The organism is Bacillus oleivorans (assembly GCF_900207585.1).
Taxonomy (GTDB): Bacteria; Bacillota; Bacilli; order Bacillales; family JC228; genus Bacillus_BF; species Bacillus_BF oleivorans.
Genome location: NZ_OAOP01000002.1, coordinates 703,500 through 730,282 on the forward strand (window position 1 = coordinate 703,500; position 26,783 = coordinate 730,282).

Below are 26,783 nucleotides of genomic sequence, written 5' to 3' on the forward strand. Positions count from 1 at the left end.
TATACCTCTTATTTCGCCGATAAATACAATATAATTATTTATTTTTTATGATAATTTACTGAAATTATTTTGAAAACGGGGGTAATGATGAAGAATTTAGTTACGCACTTCGTATTTACTTTATCGACTCTGATTCTTTTGTCAGGCTGCCAAAGCGTCAGTGACAAGGTGGATACCATTACGGCATACATACAAGAAGATAAACCGCGAGATGCAATTGATGCATTTCATTCCGCAATAGCAGATGAAGCGTATTCCCAAGAGGAAAAAAACGAAATAATAAAGACAATTTCTCCTATTGTGAAAGCCGACATTGAAAATATTACCCGATATTATATCGAAGAAATATTAGATTATGAATCTACGATTTTGCTTTTAGAAATATATAAAGATATAGAAATTCCAGAAATAGTTGAGTTCGTTGACGAGAAGATTGAAGAGATCACTACAGTAAAGGAAGCAAGAGAATTGCTTGCCGCAGGGATTCAAGCAGCTGAAGAAAAGGATTATAAAAAAGCAATCGACACTTTGCTAAAGGTCGATCATGATACTAACGAATTTGATTTAGCCTTTGAGCAAATCCAGCAAATTAAAAGTGACTATTATGAGGAGACCCTGGCAAAAGCTGATGAAATATTTTGGAATGGTGATTACAAACAGGCTATTTTTCTCTTACAAGACCTGAAAACGTACTATCCGGTTAACTTTGTTCTTGATAATGATATTGAGTATTATACTGAAGCGATGATTCAGTTTAAAATTGAAGAGGCTGACCAGCTGGCATTGGAAAATAAGTTTGCTGAAGCATATGCAGCGCTTGATTATATAGAAAGCATCGTTGGTCCAACTGAACTTGCTGAGTTACGAATAGAACAGTATGGTGGCCTAGAACATGTATATAGGAAAGAATCTATTATCTCAACCTTCGCCGATCAGACGAGCCAGTACTATGATGAACGGATTGATACGATATATTTAACTCCTAAAAATCAAAATCCCCGGGTAGAAGAACTTTTACCTGGTGAAACCTACTTTTACCCAAGACTAAGTATAGGTCCTGAGGAGACTGTGTTGGAGATCGTAACTGGATATGGACACAGAGAGGATTGGATTAAAGTCCAAGATATTAAAATCGCAATTGATAGTCTTGAACCTTTCGACTTTTATTATGATTATGGGGATCTTAAACGAAAACAAGATGAATATGGCTCTTATGAATGGGTGCGATTGGATGAAAGAGAAAATGGAGCTCAATTTCGAATGCTGCAAACAATTGCCGACTCTGAAACCACCGAAATTATATTTGAAGGTTATACTACAGACAAAACCTATAAACTTACACAGCGGGATAAAGAACAGATTCGTCTATTTTTGGATATTTTAGACACTTTGGGAGAAGGACGATTCAGTTATTAATAATAGAAAGCTCAGCTCAATATACAAAAAATGCAGGGAAGACTCCATCTTAAAGGAGTTTATCTCTGCTTATTTTATATCATTTTCAAGTGCATATCAGATAAATATGAAAAATAATAATTTTCAAAATATAGATTGACAGAGTGGGTGGGGCTGGGGTATCTTTTTGTATAAAATAATATGATGAAAAATTATCCCGACACGTTAAGTTCGTTATAGGATTATTTTCTACTCGAATTGGAATGGATATTATTATTTATTACAATTTGTAAGCGCTTTATTATGAGTAATCATCATAATTCCGTTGGGATACATGTTTTCGCCAAAGGGGAGATGTTTCAAAATTAATGATATACCAACAAATTACAACAATAGGAATTTCATACATATTTTTTCTTTGAAACATTTTTAAGCTAGTCGTTATTTTTACGTTATATAGAAAATGAAGTATAAAACAAAGAGGTGAAAAGATGGGAGATGCGTTACAGTTTTTAGTGTCAGGATTAACGATTGGAAGTATCTATGCGATTGTAGCGCTTGGGTTTGTAACGATTTATAGCGTAACAAAAGTTATTAATCTAGCACAGGGTGAATTCGTCATGCTAGGCGGGATGACCATGTTTTCTCTCACCACTGCTGGAATCCCTTACTTTCTTTCATTCCTTTTAACTATTCTCATTGTGGTTGTGATTGGATGGTTGCTGGAAAGAACAATAATTCGCCGATCCAAAAGCTCAGATCCGATCAGTTTGATTATTTTAACGATCGGACTTGCCATTTTTATAAAGGGGATTGCCAGTATGGTCTGGGGGAAAGACTCCGTTAAGGTCGAGCCTTTTACATCAAACGAACCCCTGCAGGTTTTCGGTGCAGCCATTACACCTCAAAGTGTATGGGTTATGGTCTTTATGGTCGTTATAGTAATCGTTCTTTATGTGTTAATGGAAAAAACCATGCTCGGTAAAGCATTTCGTGCGAGTTCTGTTAACCCATTAGCAGCACGTTTAATGGGGGTAAGTCCCCATAAAATGTCATCTTTATCATTTGCTTTAAGTGCTGCTTTAGGAGCTCTCGCCGGACTTGTCATCAGTCCGATATTGTTCCCAGCCTATGATATGGGGTTAATGCTATCGATTAAAGGATTTTCGGCAAGTATATTAGGCGGTTTAGGCAGTGCACCTGGGGCTGTTATCGGCGGACTCCTCTTAGGTGTCATTGAATCTTTAGGAGCCGGTTATATTAGTTCAGGATTAAAGGATGCGATTGCGTTTGGAGTCGTCCTGATGCTTTTATTGTTTAGACCTTATGGGTTATTAGGCGAAAAGAACGTTGGGAAGGGAGGACTCTAATTGATTCGAACAGGTATTCAAAAAGTAAGCTGGAAGGGTGTAGGCGTGTTCAGCTTATTTATATTAATCCTTCCCTTTATCTTTTCATCCTCCTTTTTTATTACAAACGCAACCTTTGCTGGAATCTATACAATTGTAACGGTCGGGCTTGGATTGCTGATGGGGTTTGCTGGTCAAATCTCCATTGGTCAGGCAGCCTTTTACGGAGTAGGCGCCTATACTTCTGCAGTTTTAACGACTACCTACGGATGGAGTCCTTGGGTTTCCTTGTTGTTTTCTGTAGCCCTTCCTGCAATAGTCGCCTATATCTTGGGACATACAATGGCGAGATTGCACGGTTATTATTTAGCGATGGCCACTCTTGCATTTGGGATTGTTATTCACGTTCTTTTAGTAGAATGGAAGACTGTAACTAAAGGGGCATCCGGATTTTATGGGATTCCCAAAATCGAACTGTTTGGATTTACTTTTAGACAAGGCTTATCTTATTATTTCTTGGTTTGGTTATTGGCATTAATTGTCATTATTCTTGCTCTCAATATTATACACTCTCGAATTGGCCGGGCGCTCCGTTCCATCCATGACAGTGAGGTTGCTGCAAGCAGCATGGGGGTAGATACTGGCAAATACAAGATGCAAATCTTTATTTTGAGTGCATCATTTGCGGGGTTAGCCGGATGGCTTTTTGCTCATATGTCATATAGTATTGCGCCTAGTTCATTTAGTTTAGATCATTCTGTCTTATTCCTGGTTATGGTGGTGTTAGGCGGATCAACAAGTATTTGGGGGCCAGTTTTTGGGGTATTTCTCATTACTGCCATCAATCTGATCGTTCATTCATTAGGTACTCATTTTACCTTCATTACGAGTGACTTTGAACAGGTTTTGTATGGGCTCATTTTAGTATTAGTGGTGATGTTCATGCCTAAAGGCTTTTTCCCGACCGTTGCTCCGAAGTTAAGAGCAGCTTTTCAAAAAAATAGAGGGAAACGTTACAGCTCAGAGGCAGTTCGAACAGAAAAGGGGGACCAGCATGGCTAACCTTTTAGACGTAAAAAACGTGACGAAACGCTTTGGCGGAGTTGTCGCTAATAAAGATGTCACCTTTTCAATTGAAGCCGGACATATTAATGGCTTAATTGGACCAAATGGGGCAGGAAAGAGTACGATGTTTAACATGATTTCAAACGTGTTTCCGCCAAGCGCTGGAGAAATATGGTTTGAAGGGAAACGAATCGACATTCTCCCTGCTTTTAAAATGGCTTCCCTGGGTATATCCAGAACATTTCAAAACATTCAAGTCTTTAAAAATATGACCGTGCTGGAAAACGTAATGATTGGATTACATACCCGGACCTCTGCAGGGATGCTGTCAGCTGCGCTGAAGCTTCCGAAAACGAAAAAAGAAGAAAATTTTACTTATGACAAAGCAATGGAACATCTTTTATTTGCCGGATTACATGAGATCGCAGACACGTTTGCAGACAGTCTCCCGCTCGGAAAACTGAGAATATTAGAATTAGCGCGGGCGCTTGCAACTGAACCTAAACTGCTCCTGCTGGATGAAATAGCGGCTGGCCTCAATCACCAAGAAACAGTTGAAATGGGGAAGCTGATACAATCCATCCGTGATCGGAATATTACGATTTTAGTTGTTGAGCATGATATGGATTTAGTTATGAGTATTTGTGACAAAGTCATTGTCCTGGATCAAGGGGAAATGATTGCGGAGGGTACACCCAAAGAGGTTCAGAACAATGAACGTGTGATTGAGGCCTACCTTGGAACAAGCGATGATGAGGAGGTATCTGTTTGAATCCAGTGTTAGAAATAAAAAGTATATTCTATAACTATGGTCCAATTCAGGCGTTAAAAGAAGTCTCCTTTCACGTAAACAAAGGGGAAATCGTCACAATGCTCGGGGCAAATGGGGCTGGAAAGACCACCTTACTCAAAACCATATCAGGGCTGAAAAAGCCGTCTCAAGGGCAAATCCTTTTTAACAATAACGACATTTCTGCCTGGCCGCCTGAAAAAATCGTGCAAAAGCGCTTAATCCATGTTCCTGAGCACAGACAGGTTTTTAGTACATTAACGGTCACAGATAACTTATATTTAGGTGCTTTTCATCATTATAAAAAGTCCGGCAAGAAAGAAATAAATGATTTGATAGAAAAAGTGTTTGTCTTGTTCCCAATTTTAAAGGAACGAAAGGATCAGCTGGCAGGAACCTTATCCGGCGGGCAGCAGCAAATGCTTGCGATTGCTCGTGCCTTAATGGCAAAGCCTGACTTACTTCTATTGGATGAACCTTCACTTGGGTTGGCACCCCTCATCGTTAAAGAGGTATTACTATATGTTAAAAACTTACGGGATGAGTTCGGGATCACTGTCTTATTAATTGAGCAAAATGTAAACGCTTCATTAAAAATTGCGGACCGTGGATATGTCATGTCGCAAGGCTCGATTGTTAAAGAAGGCACATCTGCAGAATTGCTAAATGATGTCGAAGTTCGGGAAGCCTTTTTAGGTCAAACCGTGAATTAACCGCGGGAAACCGCGTTTAAGAAATAAGCTTTGAGAACAAAGGGGGAAGTTCTATGAAAAAGTTTTTGATTTTGTTGATTGCTGCAATGATTTCGATTGTTTTAGCAGCCTGTTCTAGCTCTGACTCTGGGGGAGACGGACAGCCAGAGGTGTACAAAATAGGGGCGATTTATTCGAATACTGGCCCAGGAAGCCCGCTCGGTGTACCGGAGTGGAACACAACAGAATTGTTAGTGAAACAAATTAATGACAATGGCGGAATTAATGGGGTTCCGATAGAAGTCATTTTAGCGGATGACGAGTCGACCCCTGAAAAAGCAATTGAGGAAATGAATCGTTTAATTCATGATGAAAATGTAATTGCTGTATTAGGAACTACGACTACAGGGCCTTCCCTAGCCATGAAGGGTATCGCAATGGATAATGAAGTACCTGTCATTTCTGCTGGTGCTAGTATTGATATCGTTTCGCCTGTAGAAGAATCAACCTGGGTATTTAAGACACCACAATCTGATGCCCTTGCTGTAGAGCGTGTTTATATGTACTTAAAGGAAACCGGTATGACGAAGATTGGAATTTTGGCTGACTCGAATGCTTATGGGGAAAGTGGAGTCAAATTAATGGAAGAATTAAAAGATGAATTTGGTATTGAAATTGTTGCAAAAGAGTCTTACAACACCGAAGATGCAGATATGAAGACACAATTAACCAAGATAAACAGTTCAGATGCTCAAGCGGTAGTGGTTTGGGGAACAAACCCAGGTCCTGCCATTGCGGCTAAAAATATGAAAGAGCTTGGAATGGAACTTCCTTATATCGGAAGTCACGGTATTGCAAACCAATCGTTCCTTGATTTAGCGGGAGAAGCTGCCGAGGGAGTTGTCATACCAACTGGTAAACTGCTGTTCCCTAAGCAAATACCAGAAAGTGATCCGCAATATGAAGTAATTAATAAATTCTATGATGACTATGTGGCAGAATTCAGCAGTGAGCCAACGAACTTTGGTTCTTATGGCTATGACAACTTAATGATATTGGTGGAAGCTTTAGAAAATGGAGCAACTGACCGTGAGTCAATCAGAGATTATTTAGAGAATAATATTAAAGATTTTGTCGGCGCGACCGGTGTCTTTAATTTCAGTCCAGAAGATCATAACGGGTTAACTGCTGATAGCTTAGTCTTAGCTGAAGTTAAAGACGGTAAGTGGGTTTACAAAGAATAGAATAATAGAAAAAATGCATTCATCTAAAAGGAGATGAGTGCATTTTTCGCAAGGGAGGAGAGTCTGTGAGGGATTCCATCGTTGAAAAAGTAACTGCTGATCCATATGCCAAGTTTTTAGGTATAGAAATAGAAAAAGTAGAAGAAGGCTATGCGGAAGTATCGATGACGATAAAAGAAAACATGCTGAACTTTCATGGAGCCGCTAACGGGGGTGTGATTTTCTCATTAGCCGATGTTGCCTTTGCGATTGCCAGTAACTCGTATGGGACGACTGCAGTAGGGATCAATGTGAGTATAAATTTCATGAAGGCAGGAATGGCAGGTGACCACTTAAAGGCGACCGCAACAGAGGTCTCGAAAAACCCTAAATTAGGACTCTATCGCCTCATCGTCACCAATGAGGCTGGAGATATCATTGCTGCTGCAGATGGCATGGTCTATCGGAAAAAGGAGCAGTTTGGATAATTGGATTTTTGCTTTACCACGGCATCTCTAGATGAGAGATTCCGTGGTTATTTTTTTACATGTATTAGCAAATTGTGCACAATCTAAATAAAGTATTTGAATAAAATTATATTTTTTAAAAATTGATAGAAAAATCAGACAGAAAGGTGGTAAAGTAAAATCAAAAATAGAGTAGTTTGGAGTCTTCTTCTAATCATCCTTGTTATGTATTCCAGTTTAGAGCAAGAAGGCGGAAAAACAATAGCAAAGGGAGAAGAAGACATGATCACTCAGCGATTAAACCAATATTTACAAAATGAGCCAAAGTTAAGAGGAGCAATTGCAGGGATCAGTATCCGCTCTAGAGAAACGGGTGAAATTTTATATGAACACCATAGTGATATCCGCTTAAGACCCGCTTCTAATCTAAAGCTGTTTACCTCTGCAGCCGCACTTTCAGTTCTTGGTGAAGATTATACTTTTGAAACAGACGTTTTGACTGATGGAGAATTGGAAGGGGAGGTTCTAAAAGGGAATCTCTATTTAAGAGGAAAGGGGGATCCGACCCTTTTACCAAAAGACATTGATTTGTTTGCTAAGACACTAAGGGAACAGGGAATTCGAGAAATTCAAGGCGACTTAATCGGGGACGATACTTGGTACGATAACATCCGCTATTCGGTTGATTTAACCTGGACAGATGAAACTTTCTATTATGGTGCGCAAGTATCAGCCTTAACCATATCTCCCTCAGAAGATTATGATACCGGTACTGTATTGGTTACCATAAAACCCGGTAAAATCGGGGAACAGCCGACTCTAAGCCTGGATCCAGACACGGATTACGTTAAGATTGTAAACCAGGCAGTAACAGTTGCCGCTGGCTCAGATGTAGAAACTGATATTGAACCCGAAAGAGAACATGGCGGCAATACGATTTACATAAAAGGAACAATTCCTGAAAATACTCCAGAAGAGAAGATCTGGGTCGCGGTTTGGGAGCCTACGGAATATGCATTAGCTCTTTTTAGACAGTCTTTGAAAAAGTACGGAATTGAGCTAAAGGGGAATTTGAAAATTGGTGAGACCACTAAAAAAACAAAAGTATTAACAAACCACACCTCAATTCCTTTGAAAGAGCTGCTCATTCCCTTTATGAAGTTAAGCAATAACGGCCATGGGGAAATGTTAGTTAAAGAAATGGGGAAAGTTGTTTATGGAGAGGGAAGCTGGGATAAAGGCTTAGAGGTTTTACGTGAGGAATTAGAAAAACTTGGTGTGAATACAAGTACATTGGTTCTCCGTGACGGTTCCGGCATCTCCCACGTTAACTTAATACCAGCTCATGAGGTATCACAGCTATTATTTTCAGTCCAGTCCCAGCCATGGTTCCCCGCTTTCTTACAATCACTGCCGATTGGCGGGGAGAAGGAGCGAATGGTCGGAGGGACGTTAAGGGAACGAATGGGCACGAATGAGCTGCAAGGAAAAATCAAAGCGAAAACCGGTACGATTGAAACGGTCAGCTCTTTATCTGGGTATATCGATACGAAGAATGGCGAACAGTGGATTTTCTCCGTAATTCTTAATAATTTGCTTGATTCAGAATTAGGCAAACAAGTTGAGGATGAAATTGTTGAAATATTAGTCTGGGGTTAAGTTAAAAATGAATTTGTAATGTATACACTCATCTATATGTAACACAGTCATTTTTTTAAATGGAGAAGGGGCTCCCCAAAGTCAGTTACCCGACTTTTTGGACAGCCCCTTTAACTACTTAAGTAAATGTTAGCTATTGCTTTATTTTTGATTGCTAATGGCTACTTCTAGTTCACTTATTGGAATACCAAGTGCGTTTGCTACTCCTTCACCATAAGCTGAATCAGCTTTATAGCAATTGATAATATGTCTTAATTGAATTTCTTTAGATGTTCCTTGCATTGCACGAGCCGTATTTTCGAACAATCTTTGCTGTTCTTCTGCGCTCATTAAGCGGAACAATTTACCTGGTTGTTCATAGTAAAGATCATCGTCTTCACGGAAGTTATGGTAATCAGCTGTACCGAAAATATCTAATGCTGGTTCTTGAAGTTCTGGGCTATCTTGCCATTCTCCATAGCTGTTAGGACTATATGAAACAATACCTTCAGAAGGATTAAAGACTCTCATAGCACCATCACGATGGTATGGATGGAAATCTTTCGCATTCTTTGGATAGTTAACTGGAATTTGCCAATGGTTAACACCTAAACGATAGCGTTGTGCATCTCCATATGAGAATAAACGTCCTTGCAGCATTTTATCTGGAGAGAAGCCAATTCCTGGAACGATATTAGTTGGAGCGAATGCAGCTTGCTCAACTTCAGCAAAGTAGTTTTCAGGATTGCGATTTAATTCAACTTCTCCAACTTCAATTAGAGGGAAGTCTTTCTTATACCAAACTTTTGTTAAATCAAATGGATTATAAGGAAGATTTCTAGCTTCTTCTTCCGTCATAACTTGGATATACATTTTCCATTTTGGATAATCGCCGCGCTCGATTGCTTCATACAAGTCACGTTGATGGCTTTCACGGTCCTTACCGATTAAGCTTTCTGATTCTTGATCAGTTAAGTTTTTGATGCCTTGTTGTGTTTTAAAGTGGAATTTAACCCAAACACGTTCATTATTTGCATTAAACATACTGTATGTGTGGCTTCCAAACATATGCATATGTCTGTAGCTAGCTGGAATACCGCGGTCACTCATAACCACTGTAACTTGGTGAAGAGCTTCAGGAAGCGAAGTCCAGAAATCCCAGTTTGCTTGAGCACTATGCATGTTAGTTCTTGGATCACGTTTAACGACGTGGTTCAAGTCAGGAAATCTCTTAGGGTCTCTCATGAAGAAAACAGGTGTATTGTTACCAACAAGATCCCAGTTACCTTCTTCTGTGTAGAATTTCATAGCTGTTCCACGAATATCACGTTCAGCATCAGCAGCCCCGCGTTCACCAGCAACTGTTGAGAAACGGATAAACATGTCGGTTTTCTTTCCTACTTCAGAGAAGAGTTTAGCTCGAGTGTATTTTGTAATATCATTCGTAACTGTGAATGTTCCATATGCCCCAGAACCTTTTGCGTGCATACGGCGTTCTGGAATAACTTCACGATCAAAATGAGCTAATTTTTCAATGAACCAGTAATCCTCCATCAATAATGGACCACGAGGACCTGCTGTTTTTGAATCTGTGTCATTTGATACAGGATTACCAAATGCAGTAGTCAGTCTCTTTTTGTTTTGATCTTTTTTATCCAAGACAAGATACCTCCTAGATACTTTAATATTTTCACTTTAAATGATAACACTTATCATTCGAAAATCAATACTTATTTAAAATAATTCTCGATTAGTAGTAACTATTTATTGAGAATTCTGTTATAAAATCAGAACAATTTTTTAGAAACAGAAAGCAAAAAATTAGTGATTTTTGATTGAGATTGATACACTATTACTAGTACTTTGACTACTAAATGGCAATATATTTAAATCTGTTATAATGAAAAGTAATTGAGAATCTGGGGGCATCATGATGAAATGGCTCTTTTCTAAAACCGATAAACGGAAAAAACTAACTATCGAATTTTGTGAGAATAATTTAGATCGTTTCTTAAAAGAAGATGATCTCCCTTTATTCAAAGATTTTCTCAATCAGGCCCATGTTATATATAAAGAATATGACTGCCAAAGCCACTGCAAACTTTGCAAAAAGAATGCTTATGCAATCGTAGACGGTGAATTGGTAGCAGAAGCTTCATCAAAAGAGCTGCTTAATCGGTTAAAGGAAATATAATCTAATTTCGCTTTATAAAAAGGATAGGAGAAACTCATATTGGATGCAAGAAATAAACCTTGGTGTTCTACTTGATTAATCAAATAGAAAAGGCCATTTTTCTGCATCTGACGGTGTTAAAAGGACACTGGTTCCGTTATTCATATAAAAAACAGGGTTTTTTCAAAGTGAGCGGACATACGTTCCGTTATTCAAAGTAAATAAGAGCATTTTCTTGGCAAAATTCATATATAACGGATCTCATGTCCTATAGCAACTCAGATTCCACTTAAATTATAAGAATAACGGATTCTATGTCCTTTTCGAAATAGAAAGAATATCAAAAAAGCAATCTTCATTCTATTACGTTGCGAAGAGTCAACATGCCTAACAATAAAGAGAAGGGGTCCTTGTTTTGAACGAGTTCATTTACGAATCAGCGCCTGGCCGAGTTGTATTTGGGAAAGGAACAATTGCACAAATTGCAAATGAGGTTATTCTGTTAGGTGCTTCAAAGGCAATCATTATCAGTACGCCTGGAAGAACCGAGCAAGCGAATCAAATACATAGTATTCTCGGGAATCTGAGTATAGGGGTTCTTGCAAAAGCAGTCGAGCATGTACCTGTTGAAATAATCGAAGATTCACTTCAAGAGATTCAATCTAGTGGAGCCGATGTCCTTGTTGCCTTCGGTGGAGGCTCCTCGATTGGTTTGGCAAAAGCAATTGCAAAGGAGACAGCACTTCCTATTTTAGCTGTACCGACGAGCTATGCCGGTTCTGAAATGACCCCTGTTTGGGGAATCACCAAAAATGGAGTCAAGCAAACGGGGAATAATCTGATCGTAAAACCTAAAACCGTTATTTACGATCCGGAACTGACCCTAGGTCTTCCGAAAACTGTGTCGGTGACGAGCGGATTTAATGCAGTTGCCCATTGTGTTGAGGGACTTTATGCAGAAAAGAAAAATCCGATAACTTCACTAATAGCAGAGGAGGGCATAAGAGCGATTTTAACTAGTTTACCTAAAATCAATGAAAATCCCGAGGATGTCGAGGGACGTTCCGGCGCACTATATGGTTCATGGTTAAGCGGAGCAGTCCTTGCTTCAGTTGGGATGGCTCTGCACCATAAGCTTTGTCATGTACTCGGGGGAACCTTTCGATTGCCGCACGCTCTCACTCATACCGTAATCCTGCCTTATGTCATCGCCTATAATTTCAGGTATATCCCTGAAGCTATGCAAGCCATGGCAAGAGCTCTTCAAGTTAGGGAGGAGGAGGTATCTGGATTTATTTATGACCTTGCCGTTTCATTAGGCATTTCGATGTCACTAGAAGAACTTGGATTAAAGGAAGCGGATTTAGATTTGGCTGCCGAGCTTGCAACCAAAAATACCTATTATAATCCGCGTATAGTGGATCTTACATCCATCCGAGCATTGCTACAATATGCATTCGAGGGTGAACGGCCTGTGCCGGAATTACTTAATTAACTAACAAACAAAAGAGGCTTGGATTTTCCGCAAGCCTCTTAACTAATCCACGTCATTTTAGTCTCTTTTACTTGCCACTTTCCATCCTTATAATGAACCGTAACCTCGAGACCTACCGCACCTAAACCAGAACGGTACTTAGACCCTTCAAAGACAATTTGATTATTCAATTTAAAATCGACATTCTCAATTCTAAGAAGTACACCATCTAACATCATGGTTTCTTCATCGAAATGTCCCAGCTCCTTTAATTCTTCAAATGTAGCATCTTTTACCTCAATTTTATATTTGTTTTTAAAGAAGCGTTTAATTTCTTCCTTATCTTCGTCTGTTACCTCTGTAAAATTACTCATATCAATCGCGATAAATTCCATCCCGCTGCTCAAAGCTTTATCTTCTTTCATAATAGCCTCTAAGGCAACCCGATATGCTTCACTGGATTGTTCCTTTGGATTGACTCCATTTACACAACCGGCAAGTAATAGGTTTACAAACAAAAACATAGATAGGATTTTAACTCTCATTTGAAACACCCCTTTTACCATTAGACGGAGAACTGAAGAAAATGGTTTCGATTATGAGAAATAAAGGAGGAAACTGAACGTTACTCAAATATTGACACCTTTAAAATTATATGTTATTTAAAAATTGTTTAATTTTAGCACTCTTTTCGTGTGAGTGCTAAAATCTTAAGTGAAAACTTTTCTTATTTTCTAAAGAAGGAGGAGAAATGATTATGGCCAAAAAACAGTTTAAAGCCGAATCTAAAAGGCTGCTAGAATTAATGATTAACTCAATCTATTCTCAGCAGGAGGTTTTCTTACGGGAATTAATTTCGAATGCCAGTGATGCCATTGATAAGATTTACTATAAAGCCTTAACCGACGATTCTTTACGATTCGATCAAGATCAATATTACATAAAAGTGATTCCTGATAAGGAAACAAGAACGTTAAAAATCATAGACACCGGAATCGGCATGACAAAAGAGGAGCTTGAAAGCAATCTGGGAACAATTGCAAGAAGCGGTTCGTTTACCTTTAAAAATGAAAACGAAATCAAAGACGGCCATGATATCATTGGTCAATTTGGTGTAGGCTTTTATGCCGCCTTTATGGTTGCCGATGTCGTTACTGTAATCAGTAAAGCACTAGGCAGTGACGAAGCTTATCGATGGGAGTCAAAAGGAGCTGATGGATACACGATTAAACCTGCTGATAAAACAGAAGTCGGCACGGAAATCACCCTAAAAATAAAGGAAAACACAGAAGACGAAAGTTATGATCAGTTTTTAGAAACATACCGATTAAAAGAAATTATTAAGAAATACTCCGATTTTATCAGATATCCAATTAAGATGGACATCACTAAAAGAAGGCCAAAGGAAGATAACAAAGACGAGTACGAAGAGTATATGGAAGAGGAAATCATCAATAGCATGGTTCCAATTTGGCGAAAGAACAAATCTGAACTGAAGGATGAAGACTACGAGAATTTCTACAAGGAAAAACACTATGGTTTTGACAAGCCTCTTAAACACATTCATATTAGTGTAGACGGAACGATCCGGTATAATGCGATTCTTTTTATCCCGGAAAAATTACCGTTTGATTACTATTCTAAAGAATATGAAAAGGGACTTGAACTCTACTCAAATGGAGTTTTAATCATGAGTAAGTGTCCAGACCTGCTTCCTGACTATTTCAGCTTTGTCAAAGGGATGGTGGACTCTGAGGATCTGTCCTTAAATATTTCAAGAGAAATGCTGCAGCATGACCAGCAATTAAAGCTGATTGCCAAGAATATCTATAAGAAAATTAAGAACGAATTGCAAAGCTTGTTAAAAAATGACCGGGAAAAATATGAAGCGTTTTTCAAATCGTTTGGGAGACAGCTTAAGTTTGGCGTTTACAATGACTTTGGGGTAAATAAGGAAACCCTTCAGGACTTGCTATTGTTCTATTCTTCAAAAGAGAAAAAGTTAGTCGCCCTAGAAGAATACGTTTCCCGCATGCCAGAAGATCAAAAGTTTATTTATTATGCTTCTGGAGAATCAATTGAAAGAATCGAAAAACTGCCGCAAACTGAACTGGTTGCCGAAAAAGGATATGAGATTCTTTACTTAACCGAGGATATTGATGAGTTTGCCATTAAGATGATTATGACCTATAAGGATAAGGAGTTTAAATCTGTTTCAAGCGGCGATTTAGGCATTGATTCGGACGAACAGGAAACAAAAGCAGACACGGAGCAAAATGAAAACAAAGACCTCTTTCATTATATGAAAAAAGTTTTAGCTGACAAAGTTAAAGATGTTCGCGTGTCTAAACGACTGAGAACTCATCCTGTCTGTTTATCAACAGACGGTGAAGTTACGATCGAAATGGAAAAAATCTAAAATGCAATGCCTGTTGATCAAAACGTAAAAGCTGAGAAAATATTAGAATTGAATACCAGTCATGAGGTGTTTGAAACTTTAAAACAAGCCTTTGATACTGATAAAGAGAAATTAGATTTATACACGAAGGTTCTTTATAACCAAGCGCTTCTGATTGAAGGCTTGCCTATTGAAGACCCTGTAGCATTTGCCAATGATCTTTGCAAAATTATGGTGTCTGAACAGAGGGCACTCAGTAAGACGGTCTCTTAAAACCTACAATAGACAAATTTTATGACAGCCCGACTCACATAGCTGAGAAGGGCTGTTATTTTATATAAAAATGCAAGAAAAAGAGAGGATGGCAGAACGAGATTCATGAAAAACCAATTGACTTTAAACCTAAGGAAATTATAATAGAGTTGAATAATGAATATTCAAACAATTGTAAATTGTCGAATAACATATTGAAATTGTGACAATTGTCTACCGCCTTTCACTCCTGCTAATTGACCCCAGTCTATCCATCCAAAAAATAATGAACAAACCCAGGGCAGTGGTCAAAATTTGTGATTCCAACTAATCTAGCTTTAAAAAAGGAGATGTTACTATGTTTGTAACGGATCAATTAGCCGAGCATGCCAGAACACAGCCTGAAAAGGTAATTACCTCTTTCAAGGGAAAAGACACTACATACAAACAATTCTTGAAACAGGCACAGAATTTAGCCGGGTATTTTCAGGCGAAAGGCTATCAAAAAGACGATCGGATTGCCGTCTATCTTCCTAACTCTGATTATTTTCTCGTATGTTATTATGCTTGCCAATTAGGAGGGTACGCGTTCACCCCAGTCAATACAAAGCTTACTGCTCCTGAAGTTGAGTACATATTCACCCATTCTGAAGCAAAGGCACTTATTTATGAAGAGCGTTTTGAACCAGTCCTAAATCAGATACGGCCAGCTCTTGAACATTTTCATGACCGCTTACAAGTTGGTGGAGAGGCTACACTTGAAACGGTCATTTCTGACGATTCCATTTCTTTCCATGAAGGTACGGTTAACCCGGACGATACCACTGTGATTTTTTATACGTCGGGAACAACCGGTAAACCCAAAGGGGTTATGCTGACAGCAAGCAATGTCCGAGCTGTTGCGCAAATTTGGTCAGAAGCGATGGATATCACATCCTCAGACCGCGTCCTGATTGTAACTCCGCTATTTCATTGTGCAGCTAGCCATGTATTTAGTATCCCGGTTATATACAAAGGGGGTACGATTGTTATTGAAGAGGCGTTTTCACCTGAACAAACATTGAACACAATGGAGCAGGCGAAAGTAACGATTTTCTTTGGCGTTCCAGCGATGTACAGCATTCTGTTAAATACGCCTAAAATGGCGAGATTGGATCTTTCTCATTTGCGGTTATTTACTTACGGAGCAGCTCCGATGCCTTATGAGTTAGTGAAAAAGCTGAAAGCGCTTTATCTAAATGTAAAAGTACAAAACTTATATGGGCAAACAGAAAATTCACCCGCAGCTACAACTTTAAAAGACCATTATGCTCTGGACAAAATCGGGTCCGTTGGAGAACCGCTCCCACAAACTCAAGTTCGTGTAGTTGATGAGGACGGAAACGATGTTCCTCCTGGTGAAGTCGGGGAGATTGTAGTTAAGGGTCCGCAAAATATGAAGGGTTATTTGAAAAATAATGCCGAAACCTATAAAACTTTGAAAAATGGCTGGCTTTACAGCGGAGACTTAGGACGATTAGATGAAGAAGGCTTGTTATATATTGTAGACCGGAAAAAGGATATGATTATTCGCGGCGGTGAAAATGTTTATCCGGTAGAAATTGAGGAAGTTTTATATCAACTTCGGGAGGTTTTAGAGGCAGCAGTAGTCGGAGTCCCGCATCAAGTATATGGGGAAGTCCCAAAAGCGTTTATCGTATTGAAAGAAGGACAGACGCTAACTGCTGAAGACGTCATCGAATATTGCAGACCAAAATTAGCTAAATATAAGCTGCCGGCAGCAGTCAGTTTTATAGACGCCCTTCCACGGAACGCCAGCGGAAAGGTTTTAAAAAATAATTTGCGTACCTCTGTAGGTGTATAGAAATGGAATTTGTTTCATATTCAGTGAATGATGGGATCGCCCATATTAAAATGAACCGGCCGGAAAAGCTGAATACACTATCAACCGAATTGATTCATGATTTTCATACTGCCTTAGATCTCGCCTGTTCTGATCAGACAGTGCGGGTCATTATTTTAAGCGGGAATGGTTCCTCCTTTTGTGCTGGCGGTGACCTAGAAACCATCAAAAAGCTAAAGAACCAAGAAGAAGCTTATTACTGGCTAGATAATGCCACAGCCCTTACTGCAAAACTTCGAAGTATCTCTAAGCTGGTTATAGCAGCTGTTCATGGCCATGCCTCTGGAGCGGGCTTTAGTCTTGCCTTGGCATCTGACTTCATTATTGCAGAACGTGACGCAAAGTTTACAATCAGTTTTTCCAAGGTCGGTCTGATTCCTGATTTGGGTTTATTTCAATTATTGCTCGAACGGATTCCTGTCAATCTTTTAAAAGAATGGATTGTCTTCGGAACGGTTTTATCCAGTGAGTTATTGTATCAAAAAGGCGTCATAAATCGGATGGCAGAAAAATCTGCAGTCGATGACGCCTTCTTGTTCTCACAAAATATAATCAAAGGAAGCCCGTTAAGCCAAAAATATTCAAAAAAGATTCTTAACCAGCTGCTTGGAGAAAAGGTAAGGAATAGTTTAGCTGTTGAGAGCATGCATCAACTACTGTTGCTGCAATCAGAGGACTTTCAGGAAGGAATCCAAGCATTTATCGAAAAACGGCCACCTATTTTTAAAGGAAAATAAGGGGAATAGCGCGAGTTCTGTTTTTTTGGGGTAGCTGAGTTCGGTTAAGGGCAACTGAGTTGGTTATCCGTCCTCTGAGTTCGGTTAACGGCTGCTGAGTTCGGTTATCCGTCCTCTGAGTTCGGTTAACGGCTGCTGAGTTCGGTTTATCCGCCCTCTGAGTTCGGTTATCTGGCACCCGAGTTCGGATATCCTCTCTTGAGTTCGTTTATCCGTTTCTAAGTTCGTTTATTCTGGAGGATATATGAAAAATCGGCTCTAATATTCATTCATTTCATGATATATTTGAAGAAAATGGGGGGAGAACATGATGAACAAGGAAGTATACCTAATTGAGGGTGCCAGGACGCCTTTTACTAGCTTTGGAGGCTCGCTTGCTACTGTAAACGCGGAAGATTTAGGTGCTATAACAGCTGTTGAAGCTTTGAAAAGAGCAAAAGTCGATGCTAACTCGATTGATCACGTAATTTACGGAAATGTGATTCATTCTTATAAAAACGCTGCTTATTTATCGAGACATATTGGCCTAAAAGCTGGTGTACCGCAAGAAGTGCCAGCGTATACCGTGAACCGTTTATGTGGTTCCGGACTTCAGGCAGTTGTTTCAGCCGGACAACATATTTTGTTAGGAGAAGCGGATCTGGTTTTGGCTGGAGGGGCCGAAAACATGTCGATGTCGCCTTATTCTAACTTCCAAGCACGGTTAGGCAGCATCAAATATGGCCCGCTCCATTTTGAAGATATGCTCCTGAGTACGTTAACGGATGATTATGCTGGCAGCGGAATGGGGATGACGGCAGAAAAATTAGCCGACAAGTACCAACTATCGCGTGAAGAACAGGATGCGTTCTCTCTGCTAAGCCAGCAGCGGGCTGCAGAAGCAAGAAGAAATGGAACTTTTGCCAAAGAAATTGTAGAGGTAGAAGTGCCTGGCCGTAAAAGCAGAACGTTTGTATCGATTGATGAACATATACGGGAGGATATAACACTTCCTGCGTTAACCTCTTTAAGACCGTCTTTTAAAAAAGAAGGTACTGTTACACCGGGGAACTCAAGCGGAATTAATGACGGAGCAGCTTCTGTGGTGGTAGCAAGCAAAAAAGCTGTTGAAGAAAAAGGGCTGACACCTTTGGTTAAAATATTGTCGTGGGGAGTAGCCGGAGTGGATCCAGCGATTATGGGAATTGGTCCTGTTCCGGCAATCCGTCAGGCCTTAGATAAAGCACAGCTTTCACTTTCAGATATTGACCTTTTTGAAGTGAATGAAGCATTCGCTGCTCAATATCTAGCGGTGGAACGGGAGCTAGCACTAGATCGGGAAAAAACCAATATTAATGGCGGAGCAATTGCATTAGGGCATCCGGTTGGGGCAAGCGGTACGCGCATACTTTTGTCTCTCGCTTATGAGTTAAAACAGCGCGGCGTACATTTCGGTGTAGCCAGTCTTTGTATTGGCGGAGGCCAGGGAATTGCGGTGGTCATTGAAAATGTATAATAATCTTCAATCAAAGTTCAAGGAGTTACGTTTACCAGTTATTGTCGCGCCGATGTTTTTAGTTTCAAGCCCGCAACTCGTCATCAGTGCAAGTAAAAAAGGCGTTATCGGCTCATTTCCTTTATTAAATGCTCGTACATCCGAAATTTTAGAGGAATGGCTGATTCAAATTAAATCAGAACTGCCCGATCAGTTATGGGCGGTCAATTTTATTTCACATGCAACCAACAAACGATTGGAGCCTGATTTAGAGCTCATTCGCAAGTATCAGCCGCCCATTGTCATCACATCTCTCGGTCATCCCGGACGGGTATTAAAGGTAGTAAAAAACTACGGCGGACTTGTGTTTTCCGACGTGACAACTGTAAGACACGCTAAAAAAGCGGCTGAAGCAAGTGTAGATGGGTTGATTCTGGTTTGTAATGGAGCCGGAGGACATGCCGGCAGATTAAACCCCTTTGCTTTTGCCGCTGCGATAAGAGAGTTTTGGGACGGAATTATTATTTTAGCTGGCGGCCTCTCCGATGGGAAGGATGTATTAGCCGCCCGCATACTAGGGGCGGATTTTGCTTATATGGGAACCAGGTTTATCGCGACTGAAGAAAGCTTTGCTCCTGAAGAATATAAGGATATGGTGATTAACGCAACGATCGAAGACATTTTATACACGGATGCTTTTAGCGGGGTCCATGCTAACTATTTAATTCCTAGTATCCAGAAGGCAGGAATTGATATGAGCTCGTTAAAACCAAGAGATTCAATTGATTTAACGCATGCGACCGATGTGAAAGCCTGGCGTGATATTTGGTCAGCAGGTCATGGAGTATCCACGGTCCAAAAAGTTTTGCCTGTAGCCCAACTTATTGATCAGCTAATAGAAGAGTATCATAATGCATTGTTGTCATTAAATATTCAGCAAACAGCAAATGGTAAAAAATGAATAAATACAAATGGGACTTTACGAGTCCCTGGCTAGAAACTCGCGACACTGCGAGTTTTCTTTTTTATCAATTGTATATATAACAAACCATGAAGAAAAATAATCCCATGCCTTTTTCAAAGATTTACCCGTGACATATCACTCGCTTCTTATATAATCCATAATTATTTACTGTTTGTAAAAAAATTAAAGAAGTAAAGATAGTTTATATTAAATTTTTGTAAATTTTTTATTCAATCTCTATTCTGCTTATATCTTTTTCGTTATTATTATGGAGTTTGGATATTTTTCTTTTAAAAAATGGGGGTTTTCATTATGGTTTTCAAAAAAAAGGACAAGTTTGCTATTCATCTTAGCAGCATCGCTTCTAATTTAAAAGAGAGTGCTTTTTATTTCGCAGATTATAAACTGAAAAATGTCAGCGATTTAAAAATCTTCTCAGACCAAATGAAGGAGCTCGAAACTAAAGGGGACCATCTCGTTCATGAAGTGATTAAGGATTTGAACAACACCTTCATTACGCCGATTGAAAGAGAAGATATTTTAGCTCTAGCCATGAGTATGGATGACGTTCTGGATGGTCTCGAACATACGGCCGCTCTTTTTGAAATGTATTCTATTACGTCTGCAGATGATTATATGCTTAAGTTTGTAGATGCGATCAGGAATTGTTCGATCGAAATCGAGAAAGCAGTTGAGCTGCTATCATCAAAAAAATTAATTCAAATGAGAGAACATGCCATTAAAATTAAGGATTATGAATCTAAGTGTGATGGGATCTTACGTCAATCAATTAAGCATTTATTCTTTACTGAAAAAGATCCAATCCGAATCATTCAATATAAAGAGATTTATGAAGAACTTGAAGAAATTGCAGACTTCTGTCAAAAAGTAGCGAACACATTTGAAGCCATAATAATGAAGAACGCGTAAGGAGCTTTAATTTATGGATACAGTACTTTTTTTAACGATTTTAATTGTAATTGGGGCTATTGCGTTCGACTTTATAAATGGATTTCATGACACAGCCAACGCAATTGCTACGTCCGTATCTACGAAAGCATTAAGACCCAGACAAGCCATCTTACTAGCTGCCATTATGAACTTTATTGGGGCTATGACTTTTACGGGAGTAGCAAAAACGATTACAAAAGGAATTGTTGATCCTTTCACTCTCGAAAATGGCACCCTCGTTATCCTGGCAGCATTACTGGCCGCTATTAGCTGGAACTTAATTACTTGGTATTATGGAATCCCAAGCAGTTCCTCACACGCCCTTATCGGCTCGATTGCTGGCGCATCGATTGGTGCTGCTGGTTTTGGAGCTTTAAATTATAACGGATTTTTAGAAATTTTGGCAGCTCTTATTATTTCTCCGATTCTTGCTTTTATAGCCGGTTATATCGTATACAGCATCTTTAAAGTAATATTTAAAAATAATAATCTCTCTAAGACGAACAGGAACTTTAGAGCGATTCAAATTGGTACCGCTGCATTGCAAGCCTATTCGCATGGCACAAACGATGCCCAAAAAGCGATGGGAATCATCACAATGGCCTTAATTGTTAATAATTATCAATCTACTGATGAAGTTCAAACTTGGGTTCAAGTTTCCTGCGCTCTCGCCATGGGTCTAGGAACCTCGGTTGGTGGATGGAAAATCATCAAAACAGTCGGAGCAAAAATTATGAAAATCCGGCCTGTTAATGGAGTTGCAGCTGATCTTACTGGAGCAGCTATCATTTTCGGGGCTACTTATATTCACCTGCCCGTCAGTACGACTCACGTTATATCATCTTCGATTCTTGGAGTCGGTGCTGCCCATCGATTAAGAGGAGTAAAGTGGGGAACAGCCCAAAGAATGTTATTAACCTGGGTAATAACTTTACCAGTTTCTGGAGCATTAGCGGCTATTTTTTATGTGATTTTAAATTTATTCTTTTAATAAGCTGTTTTTAAACAGCTTTTTTTGTTGAATTTTTACTGTTTTTATTACTTTCAACATATTTGTTTTTGCCTAAGATTCCCAACTAATCTAATATTGTTAATAAGTCAGGAAAAAAAGAAAAGAGGAGAGAAAAATGTCTGTTCAAGAAGGCTTTGTTCAAGTTACAGGCGGGAAGGTTTGGTATCAAATACATAATACGGGGACAGATAAAACACCTGTTATTCTTTTACATGGAGGACCTGGTTCCTCACACTATGCGATGCAAGGCTTACGAATTTTAGCCGAAGATCGTCCTGTTGTTTTTTATGACCAATTAGGATGCGGGAAATCTGAACGCCCTACTGATAAATCATTGTGGCGGATTGACCGCTTTGTAGAGGAATTAGGTCAAATTAGAGAAGCATTATCTCTTGATCGGGTCCATATTCTTGGTCATTCATGGGGAACTACATTAGCTGCTGCCTACATGCTAACTAAGCCAACTGGTGTCAAAAGTGTCATTTTTTCAAGCCCTTGTTTGAGTGCGCCGCGCTGGGCAGAGGATCAAAGGCGAAATCGCGAGCTTCTGCCAGAAGAGGTACAAGCTGTCCTTACAGAATGCGAAGAAAATGGTACTACTGACTCAGAAGCTTATAAAAAGGCGACTGTAGAATTTAATAAACGATTTGTATGCCGATTGGATCCTATGCCTGCATTTTTAAAAGAAGGGGCTCAACACAAAAATCCTGAAATTTACAATATTATGTGGGGACCTTCAGAATTTCATGTAACGGGGAATTTAAAGGATTTTGATTGTACATCACAACTAAAGAATATCAGGGTTCCATCCCTCTATACATGTGGACGGTTCGATGAAGCTACTCCGGAATCAACCGAGTATTTTAGCAGGCTTACACCAAATTCAAAGTTTCATGTATTTGAAAACAGTGCGCACATGCCTTATTTAGAGGAAAGGGAAGAGTATGTGCGGGTGGTAAATGAGTTTTTATTGAGTGTGGATGAAAGTGAAAAATAAAGATAAAGATTGATTAAAGGAAGCTATTCATAGTTGGATAGCTTTTTCATTTTTTGATTTAAATCATAATGTTATATAAATTCTGTTTTATCAGCAGTATTAGCATTAAGGATTATTATTGCCACAAATGTCATAATGTTCCTTCATAGAACGACAATGAAATGGAGAACGATAACAGTAGAAGAATGAGAAGGAGATAGGTGAGGGAGACCAAGTTTTCTACGTAAAGAATTAAAAAGTAACTATTCTCAAAATACCATACGGGGTCTATTTCCTCAAATGAGATAGGAGAGTATTGTATGAAACATGTATGGGCTATTTTAGCTAAATTTGTAATAATAGGGGTTGTGGTACTTTCATTTTTAAGTATATTTGACCCGCCATTTACAGAGATTTTATTAATAGCGATCGTCACAACTCTAATCTCGTATATAGTTGGAGATTTAGGGATCTTACGAATGGGAAATACTGCTGCTTCAATCGGGGATTTTATCTTATCCTTTGCAACCATCGGCTTCTTAAGCTATGTAATGATTGAACAGACATGGAGTATTCTTGCAGCCAGCTTTTTTGCATCTCTAGCCATAACTGCAATTGAAATTCTTTTCCATATTTTTATGAAAAATCGTGTATATCCAGATAGAAACCAAGAACCTAAACGAAATATACGATTCCAAGATAGAAGATTTGCTACTGAATTTGCAGAGGAGACCAACTATACTGATCAGGGAAAAACAGAAATCAACGAAAAGGAAAAAAGGTAGATCCTCTAAGTAACCAGAACTTAACCCTTTAATCAGATGGGAACATTTGATTAAGGGGTTATTTTTATAAAACGATAGTGAAGTTCACTTTTTTGAAACTCCTATGTAACCTTTATAGGTAAGTCACATAAATGATGCAGAATGGCCTATAACCGGTATGGAACGGCACATAAATGATGCAGAATGGCCTATAACCGGTATGGAACGGCACATAAATGATGCAGAACGGCCCATAACCGACCTGAAACAGCACATACTGTCCAACTGCCAATTGATTGGGATATACCAATTCATTTGTTTCAACAATCTGTGCAATGGTCACTCGGTGCCGGCTCGCAATCTGCCATAACGTTTCTCCTCTTTGAATGACATGAATAAGCAGAGTAGTTATCTCCTCTCATATAGAGTCAAACTCGAAACCTGCTAGTATTTCTGAATCCGGAAATTGTCTTCCAGTACTAACCAATTTTGCGGGAACGGGTTTCCAAGCACCCAATAACTTACACCCCGTAAGTTGAGTTCTTTTACCAAGTCATACTTGGCCTGCACACTCCGAGCATCTTCAAACCAAACAATATGCTCTTTCCCTTGAGCATCGTGATACCTATAGAAAGGGGACTGTGCTTTTTCATCAAATTGGATCGCAGCACCATATTGAGCAGCCCGCGCGACAGCTGCCTGCGGACTTAGTGTTTGCGCCCAAGGACCGCCTTGTACGTATGGAAGTGTCCAATCATAACCATACAAAGGCATACCCATCATAATTTTATTACTCGGCATTTCAGAAAGAGCATACTGTATAACTTGCCGCACCTCACTAATCGGAGCAACAGCCATTGGCGGTCCGCCAGACCAGCCCCATTCATAGGTCATAATCACAACAAAATCGACAATTTCCCCATGAGCCGGATAATCATGGGCTTCATATAACAGCCCTTTCTGTTCTGCAGAATACTTTGGTGCCACCGCAGTTGATACGGAATAGCCTAATGGACGCAGTCGGCTTACAACTCGCCGTAAAAACTCGTTATAATTCTCTCTATCTTGTGGGTATATATATTCAAAATCAATATTTAACCCTATATATCCTTTTTGTTGCATAACCTGAACGATGTTATCGATCAATGTGTCCTGAATGGAAGTATTTATGAAAATTTCGTGTGCAAGCTCTGAACTAAATTCACCTTCACTAAAATTAGTTAATACCAACAAAGGGGATACATTTACATTCCTTGCAACATTCAATAATTCTGTTTCATTGATATTTCGTATCGTTCCATCGGCTCTCACTTGATAACTAAAGGGAGTAATATATGTTAAATACTGACCAATTTCCCTTACTATTTGTTGGCCGCTTTGATCAAATCTTGTAATATAGGCATTCACTTCTTTTAGCGGCTTTGCTTTCTCAGGGATAATCAAAGACTGGCCCGGATAAATTCTAGATGGGTCTGTGATTCGATTAACACGAACAATATCTTGGATCGGAACCCCATATTTTACGGAAATAGCCCAAAGTGTTTCACCCGATTTAACAATATGAAAATCAGATGGAATTCTTAACCGTTGCCCAGAGTAAATCATATTAGGATCTTGAATTTGATTTTCATTTAAAATAGACTCAATTGTAACGCCATACCTTTGCGCAATACTCCATAATGTTTCACCTGGCTGAATGATATGATATCGGGCAATTTCTGGTATGACCAATGCCTGCCCAAGAACTAATTGGTTTGGATTTGGCAGTTGATTTGCTGCGGTAATTTGATCGATCGTTACGCCATATGTTTGAGAAATTCTCCACAAGGTATCTCCAGACTGTACGACATGAATTAACATTGAGGTCATCCTTTCTTACTAGGATACACAGAAAAATAGTTATAAAGTTAAACATAATACTTAATAAATTTATGACATTACACAGTCCGATATGTGTGATCTTTTTAACCCTCAGATTTGTAACTCTAGTGTAACCGCGGATAAGTAATAATGGCTTGCCGAAATAGATGGATTTTATAAACTTTACCCCGAACAAACAGCGAGGCCAATACAAGTGAATGCTGTATTGGTTTGAACCTGAACATCAAATGAGAGGGAAAGGGGAGCTATCCATAATTACAGGGATGACAAAGGATATAATGAGCGAGTATTCCATTGATCCAAAAGGAGTTTATATTGCCGGAATGTCAGCTGGAGGGGTGATGAGTGTGATTGGGAACGACCTGCAGGTAGAGAATGGGTACTCTTATTCACGGAATATCTATTTTGATTCATACTATTTTATAGTAACTCTCTATTATTTTTTAAACACATAAATTAAAGGAGGAAATTGTAGTGAGCTTAGGTCATGTATTGATTTTTGGCGGGACTGGGATGCTGGCTGAAGCAACCGGTTGGATTACAACGAACGCAGATCATACAATTGCTTATGGAAGAAACAAAACACGGTTAGAACGATTGGAGAAAATGTATGGTGAACATGGACTTGAGGTTAAAGAATTAGATTACTCAGATATTGAAGCTTTAAAGAGTGAATTAAAAACCGCATTTAAACAGCATGGTCCGATATATATGGTTGTCGCTTGGATACATAGCACAGCACCAACTGCAGTTCCAACTATAATGAAACAAGTATCTGAACTTCAAATTCATCAGTGGACGTTAATCCTTATTAAAGGCAGCAGTAGTTATTTATCAAGTATAATATCACCCGAATCTGATATACCTGAAAATTGTTATGTAAAAGAAGTTCTATTAGGTTTTATATATAATGGAACTACTTCCAGATGGTTAACTCATCAAGAAATATCGGAGGGTGTTATTCAAGCGATTCAGGGAAATAAAACTAAAACTGTTGTGGGTACTTTAGAACCGTGGGAAAAAAGGCCATGAGTAAAAGGAAAGAATAACATTGTAGGATTAGATCAAATGAATTAAAATGATGGAAAAACCACCCATTAATATTAGGAATGAACTGCACCCCAATTGTTAGACACACAACTAACAATTGGAGGTGCAGTTTTTATATGTCTAAATTTAACATAGAGGAAAAAATAGAAGCAGTT

Annotated in this window: 24 protein-coding genes and 1 pseudogene; 21 read left to right on the forward strand and 4 right to left on the reverse strand. The window is 39.1% G+C overall.

The annotated features are described in order from the left end of the window. The first annotated feature begins 87 nt into the window (after window positions 1–87). From CRO56_RS07110 to dacB, 8 genes are all read left to right on the forward strand, one after another. On the forward strand, window positions 88–1,416 hold the full coding sequence (locus CRO56_RS07110; RefSeq protein ID WP_097157908.1) for a hypothetical protein: 1,329 nt from the start codon (window positions 88–90) through the stop codon (window positions 1,414–1,416). A 470-nt stretch (window positions 1,417–1,886) separates the two neighbouring features. Further along, window positions 1,887–2,765 (forward strand): branched-chain amino acid ABC transporter permease, encoded by an 879-nt coding sequence (locus tag CRO56_RS07115; protein ID WP_097157909.1) that lies wholly within the window; start codon window positions 1,887–1,889, stop codon window positions 2,763–2,765. Then, complete coding sequence (locus CRO56_RS07120; RefSeq protein WP_097157910.1) at window positions 2,766–3,806, forward strand: branched-chain amino acid ABC transporter permease; 1,041 nt, start codon at window positions 2,766–2,768, stop codon at window positions 3,804–3,806. Beyond that, window positions 3,799–4,581, forward strand: coding sequence for an ABC transporter ATP-binding protein (locus tag CRO56_RS07125; protein WP_097157911.1), 783 nt, complete (start codon window positions 3,799–3,801; stop codon window positions 4,579–4,581). Before CRO56_RS07120 ends, CRO56_RS07125 begins: the two co-directional genes overlap by 8 nt. A 5-nt stretch (window positions 4,582–4,586) precedes the next feature. Beyond that, window positions 4,587–5,312: an ABC transporter ATP-binding protein gene (locus CRO56_RS07130; RefSeq protein ID WP_179714204.1), complete on the forward strand. Its 726-nt coding sequence runs from the start codon at window positions 4,587–4,589 to the stop codon at window positions 5,310–5,312. 53 nt (window positions 5,313–5,365) lie between these two features. Next, window positions 5,366–6,535 (forward strand): ABC transporter substrate-binding protein, encoded by a 1,170-nt coding sequence (locus tag CRO56_RS07135; RefSeq protein ID WP_097157913.1) that lies wholly within the window; start codon window positions 5,366–5,368, stop codon window positions 6,533–6,535. Window positions 6,536–6,600: 65 nt separating this feature from the next. Next, window positions 6,601–7,002 carry a hydroxyphenylacetyl-CoA thioesterase PaaI gene (paaI, locus tag CRO56_RS07140; protein WP_097157914.1) on the forward strand — a complete coding sequence of 134 codons (402 nt, stop codon included), beginning with the start codon at window positions 6,601–6,603 and terminating at the stop codon, window positions 7,000–7,002. A 204-nt stretch (window positions 7,003–7,206) separates the two neighbouring features. Next, window positions 7,207–8,640 (forward strand): D-alanyl-D-alanine carboxypeptidase/D-alanyl-D-alanine endopeptidase, encoded by a 1,434-nt coding sequence (gene dacB, locus CRO56_RS07145; RefSeq protein WP_097157915.1) that lies wholly within the window; start codon window positions 7,207–7,209, stop codon window positions 8,638–8,640. A gap of 141 nt (window positions 8,641–8,781) precedes the next feature. On the opposite strand, the gene CRO56_RS07150 is transcribed toward dacB, so the two are convergent. Then, window positions 8,782–10,278: a catalase gene (locus CRO56_RS07150; RefSeq protein WP_097157916.1), complete on the reverse strand. Its 1,497-nt coding sequence runs from the start codon at window positions 10,276–10,278 to the stop codon at window positions 8,782–8,784. Between the two features lie 274 nt (window positions 10,279–10,552). On the opposite strand from CRO56_RS07150, the gene CRO56_RS07155 reads away from it, so the two are divergent. Together CRO56_RS07155 and CRO56_RS07160 are read left to right on the forward strand one after the other, a co-directional pair. Further along, window positions 10,553–10,813, forward strand: coding sequence for a DUF1450 domain-containing protein (locus tag CRO56_RS07155; protein WP_097157917.1), 261 nt, complete (start codon window positions 10,553–10,555; stop codon window positions 10,811–10,813). 394 nt (window positions 10,814–11,207) lie between these two features. Beyond that, entirely contained in the window at window positions 11,208–12,287 is a 1,080-nt protein-coding gene (locus tag CRO56_RS07160; RefSeq protein WP_097157918.1) for a maleylacetate reductase, read from the forward strand. A gap of 38 nt (window positions 12,288–12,325) precedes the next feature. On the opposite strand, the gene CRO56_RS07165 is transcribed toward CRO56_RS07160, so the two are convergent. Next, window positions 12,326–12,811 carry a peptide ABC transporter substrate-binding protein gene (locus tag CRO56_RS07165; protein ID WP_097157919.1) on the reverse strand — a complete coding sequence of 162 codons (486 nt, stop codon included), beginning with the start codon at window positions 12,809–12,811 and terminating at the stop codon, window positions 12,326–12,328. A 212-nt stretch (window positions 12,812–13,023) separates the two neighbouring features. Between CRO56_RS07165 and htpG the strand changes: the two are divergent. The 9 genes and pseudogenes from htpG (at window position 13,024) to CRO56_RS07210 (ending at window position 23,718) form a co-directional block, all read left to right on the forward strand. Further along, window positions 13,024–14,937 (forward strand): annotated as a pseudogene (htpG, locus tag CRO56_RS07170) (molecular chaperone HtpG). A 337-nt stretch (window positions 14,938–15,274) separates the two neighbouring features. Beyond that, a complete protein-coding gene (locus CRO56_RS07175; protein ID WP_097157920.1) occupies window positions 15,275–16,780 on the forward strand; it encodes a class I adenylate-forming enzyme family protein in 1,506 nt (501 codons plus the stop codon). A gap of 2 nt (window positions 16,781–16,782) precedes the next feature. Next, on the forward strand, window positions 16,783–17,556 hold the full coding sequence (locus CRO56_RS07180) for an enoyl-CoA hydratase/isomerase family protein (RefSeq protein ID WP_097157921.1): 774 nt from the start codon (window positions 16,783–16,785) through the stop codon (window positions 17,554–17,556). 310 nt (window positions 17,557–17,866) lie between these two features. Then, entirely contained in the window at window positions 17,867–19,051 is a 1,185-nt protein-coding gene (locus tag CRO56_RS07185; protein WP_097157922.1) for a thiolase family protein, read from the forward strand. After that, complete coding sequence (locus CRO56_RS07190) at window positions 19,044–19,991, forward strand: NAD(P)H-dependent flavin oxidoreductase (RefSeq protein ID WP_097157923.1); 948 nt, start codon at window positions 19,044–19,046, stop codon at window positions 19,989–19,991. The genes CRO56_RS07185 and CRO56_RS07190 overlap by 8 nt, the downstream gene beginning before the upstream one ends. A 315-nt stretch (window positions 19,992–20,306) precedes the next feature. Beyond that, the gene (locus CRO56_RS07195; protein WP_097157924.1) at window positions 20,307–20,924 is read left to right on the forward strand and encodes a DUF47 domain-containing protein; all 618 of its coding nucleotides are present in this window, start codon (window positions 20,307–20,309) and stop codon (window positions 20,922–20,924) included. Window positions 20,925–20,937: 13 nt separating this feature from the next. After that, a complete protein-coding gene (locus CRO56_RS07200; protein ID WP_097157925.1) occupies window positions 20,938–21,936 on the forward strand; it encodes an inorganic phosphate transporter in 999 nt (332 codons plus the stop codon). Window positions 21,937–22,072: 136 nt separating this feature from the next. Continuing rightward, complete coding sequence (locus tag CRO56_RS07205) at window positions 22,073–22,954, forward strand: proline iminopeptidase-family hydrolase (RefSeq protein WP_097157926.1); 882 nt, start codon at window positions 22,073–22,075, stop codon at window positions 22,952–22,954. A gap of 299 nt (window positions 22,955–23,253) precedes the next feature. Next, window positions 23,254–23,718: a YndM family protein gene (locus CRO56_RS07210; protein WP_097157927.1), complete on the forward strand. Its 465-nt coding sequence runs from the start codon at window positions 23,254–23,256 to the stop codon at window positions 23,716–23,718. Window positions 23,719–23,830: 112 nt separating this feature from the next. Here CRO56_RS07210 and CRO56_RS07215 read toward each other — a convergent pair whose 3' ends face one another. Further along, the gene (locus CRO56_RS07215; RefSeq protein WP_245855636.1) at window positions 23,831–24,040 is read right to left on the reverse strand and encodes a hypothetical protein; all 210 of its coding nucleotides are present in this window, start codon (window positions 24,038–24,040) and stop codon (window positions 23,831–23,833) included. Between the two features lie 101 nt (window positions 24,041–24,141). Then, the gene (locus tag CRO56_RS07220) at window positions 24,142–25,557 is read right to left on the reverse strand and encodes a glycoside hydrolase family 18 protein (protein WP_097157929.1); all 1,416 of its coding nucleotides are present in this window, start codon (window positions 25,555–25,557) and stop codon (window positions 24,142–24,144) included. A 218-nt stretch (window positions 25,558–25,775) separates the two neighbouring features. Here CRO56_RS07220 and CRO56_RS07225 point away from each other — a divergent pair, with 218 nt between their 5' ends. Both CRO56_RS07225 and CRO56_RS07230 read left to right on the forward strand, forming a co-directional pair. Then, window positions 25,776–26,033 carry a PHB depolymerase family esterase gene (locus tag CRO56_RS07225; RefSeq protein WP_097157930.1) on the forward strand — a complete coding sequence of 86 codons (258 nt, stop codon included), beginning with the start codon at window positions 25,776–25,778 and terminating at the stop codon, window positions 26,031–26,033. Between the two features lie 19 nt (window positions 26,034–26,052). Beyond that, window positions 26,053–26,610, forward strand: a complete 558-nt coding sequence (locus CRO56_RS07230; RefSeq protein WP_097157931.1) for a Rossmann-fold NAD(P)-binding domain-containing protein — start codon at window positions 26,053–26,055, stop codon at window positions 26,608–26,610. Window positions 26,611–26,783: the final 173 nt, after the last annotated feature.

What these genes read in the sequence shown, in the direction of transcription:
- CRO56_RS07110 (WP_097157908.1), top strand. Translation starts at nt 88, where the DNA reads ATGAAGAATTTAGTTACGCACTTCGTATTTACTTTATCGACTCTGATT.
- CRO56_RS07115 (WP_097157909.1), top strand. Translation starts at nt 1,887, where the DNA reads ATGGGAGATGCGTTACAGTTTTTAGTGTCAGGATTAACGATTGGAAGT.
- CRO56_RS07125 (WP_097157911.1), top strand. Translation starts at nt 3,799, where the DNA reads ATGGCTAACCTTTTAGACGTAAAAAACGTGACGAAACGCTTTGGCGGA.
- CRO56_RS07135 (WP_097157913.1), top strand. Translation starts at nt 5,366, where the DNA reads ATGAAAAAGTTTTTGATTTTGTTGATTGCTGCAATGATTTCGATTGTT.
- dacB (WP_097157915.1), top strand. Translation starts at nt 7,207, where the DNA reads ATGTATTCCAGTTTAGAGCAAGAAGGCGGAAAAACAATAGCAAAGGGA.
- CRO56_RS07155 (WP_097157917.1), top strand. Translation starts at nt 10,553, where the DNA reads ATGAAATGGCTCTTTTCTAAAACCGATAAACGGAAAAAACTAACTATC.
- CRO56_RS07165 (WP_097157919.1), bottom strand. Translation starts at nt 12,811, where the DNA reads ATGAGAGTTAAAATCCTATCTATGTTTTTGTTTGTAAACCTATTACTT.
- CRO56_RS07175 (WP_097157920.1), top strand. Translation starts at nt 15,275, where the DNA reads ATGTTTGTAACGGATCAATTAGCCGAGCATGCCAGAACACAGCCTGAA.
- CRO56_RS07180 (WP_097157921.1), top strand. Translation starts at nt 16,783, where the DNA reads ATGGAATTTGTTTCATATTCAGTGAATGATGGGATCGCCCATATTAAA.
- CRO56_RS07185 (WP_097157922.1), top strand. Translation starts at nt 17,867, where the DNA reads ATGAACAAGGAAGTATACCTAATTGAGGGTGCCAGGACGCCTTTTACT.
- CRO56_RS07190 (WP_097157923.1), top strand. Translation starts at nt 19,044, where the DNA reads ATGTATAATAATCTTCAATCAAAGTTCAAGGAGTTACGTTTACCAGTT.
- CRO56_RS07195 (WP_097157924.1), top strand. Translation starts at nt 20,307, where the DNA reads ATGGTTTTCAAAAAAAAGGACAAGTTTGCTATTCATCTTAGCAGCATC.
- CRO56_RS07200 (WP_097157925.1), top strand. Translation starts at nt 20,938, where the DNA reads ATGGATACAGTACTTTTTTTAACGATTTTAATTGTAATTGGGGCTATT.
- CRO56_RS07205 (WP_097157926.1), top strand. Translation starts at nt 22,073, where the DNA reads ATGTCTGTTCAAGAAGGCTTTGTTCAAGTTACAGGCGGGAAGGTTTGG.
- CRO56_RS07210 (WP_097157927.1), top strand. Translation starts at nt 23,254, where the DNA reads ATGAAACATGTATGGGCTATTTTAGCTAAATTTGTAATAATAGGGGTT.
- CRO56_RS07220 (WP_097157929.1), bottom strand. Translation starts at nt 25,557, where the DNA reads ATGTTAATTCATGTCGTACAGTCTGGAGATACCTTGTGGAGAATTTCT.
- CRO56_RS07225 (WP_097157930.1), top strand. Translation starts at nt 25,776, where the DNA reads ATGCTGTATTGGTTTGAACCTGAACATCAAATGAGAGGGAAAGGGGAG.